The 5941-nt window shown below is 68.9% G+C and carries 4 protein-coding genes and 2 pseudogenes; all 6 read left to right on the forward strand.

Translation table 11 applies throughout. The features are described 5' to 3' along the window. Positions 1 to 397 (forward strand): annotated as a pseudogene (locus Tfont_RS14990) (IS91 family transposase); the annotation flags it as partial. A 312-nt stretch (positions 398 to 709) separates the two neighbouring features. Continuing rightward, positions 710 to 3241 carry a heavy metal translocating P-type ATPase gene (locus Tfont_RS14100; protein ID WP_141056745.1) on the forward strand — a complete coding sequence of 844 codons (2532 nt, stop codon included), beginning with the start codon at positions 710 to 712 and terminating at the stop codon, positions 3239 to 3241. Positions 3242 to 3640: 399 nt separating this feature from the next. Continuing rightward, positions 3641 to 4054: an MgtC/SapB family protein gene (locus Tfont_RS14105; RefSeq protein ID WP_141056746.1), complete on the forward strand. Its 414-nt coding sequence runs from the start codon at positions 3641 to 3643 to the stop codon at positions 4052 to 4054. A 44-nt stretch (positions 4055 to 4098) separates the two neighbouring features. After that, complete coding sequence (locus Tfont_RS14110) at positions 4099 to 4458, forward strand: hypothetical protein (RefSeq protein WP_143969909.1); 360 nt, start codon at positions 4099 to 4101, stop codon at positions 4456 to 4458. 184 nt (positions 4459 to 4642) lie between these two features. Then, a pseudogene (locus tag Tfont_RS14115) lies at positions 4643 to 5275 on the forward strand (TCP-1/cpn60 chaperonin family protein); the annotation flags it as partial. A gap of 339 nt (positions 5276 to 5614) precedes the next feature. Further along, positions 5615 to 5941: transposase (locus Tfont_RS14120; RefSeq protein WP_143969910.1), on the forward strand; the 327-nt coding region annotated here is incomplete at its 3' end.

Genomic DNA, 5941 nt, shown 5'->3' on the forward strand with positions numbered 1-5941 from the left:
CATCGCCAAGCTGGCGGCACTGGTCCCGCCACCTCGCGCGCATCTCACCCGCTTCCACGGCGTATTCGCCCCGAATGCAAACCTGCGTGCGCAGCTGACGCCCTCGGGGCGCGGCAAGCGGCCTGCGAGCGATGCAGTGCCGGTGGACGTCAGCGCCCACGACGAGCCGCGCAGCCCCGAGCAGAAGCGCCGTGCGATGAGCTGGGCGCAACGGCTCAAGCGGGTCTTTTCCATCGACGTCACCACCTGCGCCCACTGCGGCGGCGCGGTACGGATCGTCGCCAGCATCGAGGAACCCACCGCCATCCGCGCCATCCTCGCCCACTTCGAGAAGCACGGCGCGCTGGAGCAAGCGCACTACCGGCCCGCAGCGCGCGCCCCGCCGCCGGCCGCGTGACGAGGTGCCGGCCACTCAACCGGAAGCGAAAGCAGAATCCGATCCGATGCGGCCACGACCCCGCAGGGCTGCGCTCGGCCCTGTGCCGGGATTCGGTGAGAAATGGCTACGCACTGAGCCGCTGCGTGGCCCCGCGATGTCGAAAACCCACGCATGAACCCCCGATCTGTGCCCGATCTGTGCCCAAAGCGGCGCTTGCGCGGCCGCTTCCTACCCGCCAGATTCGCAAAAAAGGGCGGTTGAACTTCCTATACCCTTCGCGTTTCCCTTTCGACCCACCGGCCACCGCGTCGAGAACCGAGGACATCGCCCATGACCGACCCGCTTCGCATCGACATTCCCCTCGTCCTCCCCGAGGTGACCGACGCAGCCGATCGCTGTGTCGGCCGGCTGCTCGCCGACCTGCAGGCGCGAGAGGGCGTTTCTAAGGCGCACGTCGTTGCGGCGAGCGAGTCCGCGCCCCCACAACTGTGCGTGCATTACGACCCGTCGGTGCTGACGCTGCCGCGGATCCGTCAGCTGGTGATCGCCGCAGGCGCGCAGGTTTCGGCGCAGTTCGGGCACGCGATCTGGCATGTCGGTGCGCCGCACGCCCGGCGGGCGCGTTCGCTTACCGAGCACCTGCGGTCGATCCCGGGGGTGTTGGATGGCGCGGTCAGCGCGAGCGGCGTGGCGCGCGTGGAGTTCGATCGAACCGTCAGCTCGGAGGAGGCCATCCGCGCGGAACTCGAGCGCCTTGCAGGCGCGACTGGCGTGGCAGCTACGACCGCAGGGGGTCGGGGCGCCGGGATCGATGAGTCGGCGCATGGCGGGCGCGGCACGCGGGATGGGCACTCCGATCAAGCGGCGCCCGATGAACGCGACCAGCACGGCAAGGGCGACGAGCACGGCCATTCCCACGGCGACGGCGGCTTCTGGTCGGGGACGGAGTTGCGCTTCGCGCTGGCGTGCGGCGTGCTACTGCTGATCGGGTTCCTGCTCGAGCGCTTCGCGACGGTGCCGACGTGGATCCCGCTCGCCGCCTACGTCGGTGCCTATGGGTTCGGCGGCTGGTTCACGGCGCGCGAGGCGCTCGACAACCTGCGAATGAAGCGGTTCGAGATCGACACCCTCATGCTCGTTGCAGCGGGGGGCGCGGCCGCGCTCGGTGAGTGGGCGGAGGGCGCCCTCCTGCTGTTTCTCTTCAGCTTCGGGCATGCCCTCGAGCATTACGCCATGGGGCGCGCGAAGCGGGCGATCGAGGCGCTGGCCGAACTCGCGCCGCGGACCGCGACCGTGCGGCGTGGCGGGGCCTTGGTCGACATCCCCGTGGAGGAGCTCGCGCTCGGCGACGTCGTGGTCGTCAAGCCCAATTCCCGCCTGCCGGCCGACGGCTTCATCATCGCCGGCGACAGCAGCATCGACCAGGCGCCGGTGACCGGGGAGAGCATTCCGGTCGACAAGCGTGCAGTCCCCGACCCGGCAGCGGCCCGCGCCAATCCGGACGGCATCGATGCCGCGCACCGCGTCTTTGCGGGCACGATCAACGGAAGCGGCGTCATCGAGATCGAGGTCACGCGCAAGTCCAGCGACAGCGTGCTGTCGAAGGTGGTCCGAATGGTCAGCGAGGCGGAGACGGAGAAGTCGCCGACGCAACGCTTCACCGACCGCTTCGAGCGCGTCTTCGTGCCGGCGGTGCTCGTGCTGGCGGTGCTGTTGCTGTTCGCCTGGGTGGTGGTGGACGAACCGTTCCGGGACAGCTTCTATCGCGCGATGGCCGTGCTGGTGGCGGCCAGCCCGTGCGCTTTGGCGATCGCGACGCCCAGCGCCGTGCTGTCCGGCATCGCCCGCGCAGCGCGCGGCGGCGTGCTGGTGAAAGGCGGGGGACCGCTGGAGAACCTCGGATCCGTGTCGGCCATTGCGTTCGACAAGACCGGCACGCTGACCGAGGGGAAGCCTCGCATCACCGATGTGGTCCCAGCCAGCGGCGTGGACCCCGCCGAGCTGCTCCGCGTCGCGGTCGCGGTCGAGAGCCTCAGCGATCATCCGCTGGCTCGCGCGATCGCGACCGACGGGCGCGCACGCCTCGGCGGCGCCGACGTGCCCCCGGCCACCGACCTCGAAAACCTCATTGGCCGCGGCGTCAAAGCGCAACTCGCGGGCGAAACGGTCTACATCGGCAAGGCCGAGATGTTCGGCACGGATGGGATCGCGCCGCTGTCGGACGAGATGGCCGCCGCGATTGCCGCGCTTCGGGAGCAGGGGCGCACCAGCATGGTCGTGCGTCGCGGCCGCGACGACCTCGGCGCGATCGGCCTCATGGATACGCCCCGCGAAGCAGCCAGGGCGGCGCTCGCTCGGCTCAAGGCGATGGGCATCCGGCGGATGATCATGATCTCCGGCGACCATCAGAAGGTGGCCGAGGCCATCGCCCGGGAGGTCGGGCTGGATGAGGCCTGGGGCGATCTGATGCCACAGGACAAGGTCGAGGCGATCAAGAAGCTGAGGGCCGAACAGAAGGTGGCTATGGTCGGCGACGGCGTCAACGATGCGCCCGCCATGGCTAGCGCGACCGTGGGCGTGGTGATGGGCGCCGCCGGGTCCGACGTGGCGATGGAGACCGCCGACGTCGCACTGATGGCCGATGACCTGTCGAACCTGCCGTTCGCGGTCGGGCTCAGCCGGAAGACCCGCGCGATCATCCTGCAGAACGTGTACGTGAGCCTCGGCATCGTCGCCGTTCTCGTTCCCGCCACGATCTTCGGATTGGGCATCGGGCCCGCGGTAGCGGTGCACGAGGGCTCCACGCTGCTGGTCGTGTTCAATGCGCTGCGGTTGCTTGCCTATCGGGAGGCCGCTCGATGAGCCGGCGAGGCGGATACGTGCCGCACTCGGCCCTTCGAATGGCGTCGGGCCGGCGAGCCTGCCCGCACGGCTGCCCGATGAACCGGGCGGTGTCATGAACATGCCCACCGACCTCACGGCTGCACTGGCGGCGGAGTTCGCTATGCCCGGCGCTTCGGTCATCCTAGAAACGGCAGTTGGATGCGCCCGAGCGTGCCGTGATGGGCGCGTCAGGCAAGGCGTGAGGACGCGGCAGGCCCGTGCCTGCGAGGACGAGCAACGCCGCATGGCGCGACCAGCGCGGTGCGATCGGGTGCATAGCGCGCTCACCCAACAGGTGAACGCGACCGAAGCCGTGAAAGTCAGCATTCATGCGGGTTGCCCAAGGATAGCGAGCGGTCAACTGCCGTTTCTAGGGTCATGCTGGTCAGCAGCCTTCGACTGCTGCTGGCGGCGGTGCTCGGCGGCGCCATCGGGTACGAGCGCGAGAAGAAGGAGCGATCGGGAGGGCTGAAGACTCACATCCTGGTGTCCGTTGGTTCGGCGCTGTTCGTGATGGCGCCGCTCTACGCAGGCGTTTCGCAGGCCGACAACACGCGGGTCGTCCAGGGCGTGGTGTCGGGTATCGGTTTCCTCGGCGCCGGCGCGATCCTCAAGCTGCAGCGGGACATGCGTGTCGAAGGGCTGACCACCGCGGCGAGCATCTGGCTCACCTCGGCGATCGGCGTCGCTGCCGGGCTCGGCAATGCGCTCCTGGCGATCATCGCCACGGGCGTGGCTCTGTTCGTGACCGCCGTGATTCCGCGCCTGGTCCCCGATGGCGGCCGGAAGTGAGTGCGGTGGACAGGCGACAAGCGACGTGACGGAGGAAGCGATCCATGGGTAAGGCATGTTGCGGGCCCGGGCCCGACGTCGAACGCCTGCAGGCGGAGCAGCGGCGGGCGCTCAAGATCGTGCTCGCGATCAATGCATCTACCTTCGCGATGATGCTGGTCGCGTCGCTGGCGAGCGGATCGGTGTCCCTGTTGTCGGGTGGGCTGGACAACCTGGGCGATGCGCTGACGTACGGCGCAAGCATCGCTGTCGTCGGCCGCCCGGCCCCCTGGAAGGCGCGAGTCAGCCTGCTCAAGGCGGCGTTGATCCTCGCTGCGGCAATGGGCGTCGCCGTCCAGCTCGCCATCCGCATCGGCGAGCCCTCGGCCCGGCACTGGACACGATGTCCGTGGCGGCCGTACTGAACCTGGCGGCGAACGTCTATTGCCTGCGACTGCTCACACCCTTCCGGCATGGCGACATCAACATGGCGTCGTCCTGGGAGTGCTCCCGCAACGACGTGATGGAAGGCGTCGCCGTTCTGCTGACGGCGGGCGCGGTCTGGCTGACCGGCTCCGGATGGGCGGACATCGTGGTCGCCGCCGCGCTGCCGCCGGCGACGGCAACGCGATCCAGGCGCGGATCAAGCAGATCAAGGCGCAGATCGAGGAGACCACCTCCGATTACGACCGCGAGAAGCTGCAGGAGCGCGTGGCGAAGCTCGCCGGCGGCGTGGCGGTGATCAAGGTCGGCGCCGCGACGGAAGTCGAGATGAAGGAGAAGAAGGCGCGCGTCGAGGACGCGCTGCACGCGACCCGCGCGGCGGTCGAGGAAGGCATCGTGCCGGGCGGCGGCGTGGCGCTGCTGCGCGCGCGTGCGGCCATCGCCGAGCTCAAGGGCGCCAACGAGGATCAGAATCACGGCATCCAGATCGCGCTGCGCGCGATGGAAGCGCCGCTGCGCGAGATCGTCACCAACGCCGGCGAGGAGCCGTCCGTCATCGTCAACAAGGTGAAGGAAGGCACCGGCAGCTTCGGCTACAACGCGGCCACCGGCCAGTTCGGCGACATGCTCGAGATGGGCATCCTCGACCCGACCAAGGTGACCCGCACCGCGCTGCAGAACGCCGCCTCGATCGCCGGCGTGATGATCACCACCGAGGCGATGGTCGGCGAGCTGCCGAAGAAGGACGAGAAGGCCGCCGGCGCCGGCATGGGCGGCATGGGCGACATGGATTTCTAAGCCCCGCGATCCATCAAGCAAGACCACAAAGCCCGGCCTCGTGCCGGGCTTTGTGCGTTCTGGCGTCCGAGGCGGGAGACTTCCTACCCGCCCCGCGGCAATGTCTGACGCGAAGATCAGAAAACGCCGATATGAACGCGTGCTCGCGGGCGCAACCCTGAGCAGCCGTCCCTGCAACGGAGCGCTGCGTGCCGCGCCTGACCGCACCCCGGCGGCAGGCCGAGGTGTGCGCGCCACTGCCGGCCGCCCACGCCGCTGCGCGTTACGCGCGCCACCTGCCCGAGCGCACGCTGCTGTACGCGCTAGGGCCTGTTAACACTACGTGCTAACATACTGCGCATGGAACTTACGCCTGCGCAATTCGCGCGTATCGAGGATTGCCTGCCGTGGCAGCGGGGCAATGTGTCGCTGGACAACCTTCGAGTGCTCAACGCGATCCTGTTCGTGGCCGAAAATGGCTGCAAGTGGCGGGCCCTGCCCAAGCGGTTCGGCAACTGGCACACGATCTACACGCGGATGAACCGGTGGGCCAAGGCCGTGGTCCTGGATCGGGTCTTCGAGCGCATGCAGGCCGAACAGCTGGTCCGGGTGCGGCTGGAGGCGGTCAGCCTGGACAGTACGATCGTCAAGGTCCACCCGGACGGCACCGGCGCACGAACAAAAACG

The sequence above is a fragment of the Tepidimonas fonticaldi genome (assembly GCF_007556755.1).
GTDB classification, from domain to species: domain Bacteria; phylum Pseudomonadota; class Gammaproteobacteria; order Burkholderiales; family Burkholderiaceae_C; genus Tepidimonas; species Tepidimonas fonticaldi.

Excerpts from the sequence above, each read along its gene's own strand:
- Tfont_RS14100 (WP_141056745.1), top strand. The coding sequence starts at position 710 with ATGACCGACCCGCTTCGCATCGACATTCCCCTCGTCCTCCCCGAGGTG.
- Tfont_RS14105 (WP_141056746.1), top strand. The coding sequence starts at position 3,641 with ATGCTGGTCAGCAGCCTTCGACTGCTGCTGGCGGCGGTGCTCGGCGGC.
- Tfont_RS14110 (WP_143969909.1), top strand. The coding sequence starts at position 4,099 with ATGGGTAAGGCATGTTGCGGGCCCGGGCCCGACGTCGAACGCCTGCAG.